This window comes from Pantoea sp. S61 (assembly GCF_016625145.1).
In the GTDB taxonomy this organism is placed as follows: domain Bacteria; phylum Pseudomonadota; class Gammaproteobacteria; order Enterobacterales; family Enterobacteriaceae; genus Pantoea; species Pantoea rwandensis_B.
Genome location: NZ_JACVUO010000066.1, coordinates 1 through 295, shown reverse-complemented (window position 1 = coordinate 295; position 295 = coordinate 1). Strand labels below are relative to the sequence as shown.

Below are 295 nucleotides of genomic sequence, written 5' to 3'. Positions count from 1 at the left end.
ATGCGGACGGCCGCCCAGTGCCGCGCCCAGCGCGATCACAATCTCGTCTGCAAATGGCGCATCGTTGATGTTGAACTGCATGGTGAGGTAGTGTTCGCGAGTGCCCTCATCATCCGTGCCCATCATAGGTACCAGAATCGGTGTATTGGCTGGACCACGGGTGTTGTTAAAGGCCAGATAGGTTTTACCCTTCACTGCAGAGCGGTAATGGTTACCAAAATGCAGGGTGTGAATCAGCGCTGAGGCGTGTTCCAGTTCGCCGTTCAAGCCCACCACTGCGCTTTTACCGTAAGCC

At 55.6% G+C, this 295-nt stretch carries 1 protein-coding gene; it reads right to left on the bottom strand.

The window, feature by feature from the left end; translation table 11 throughout:
* On the bottom strand, nucleotides 1–295 hold a 295-nt coding region (locus IAE30_RS29895; protein ID WP_200681642.1), incomplete at both ends, for an amino acid synthesis family protein.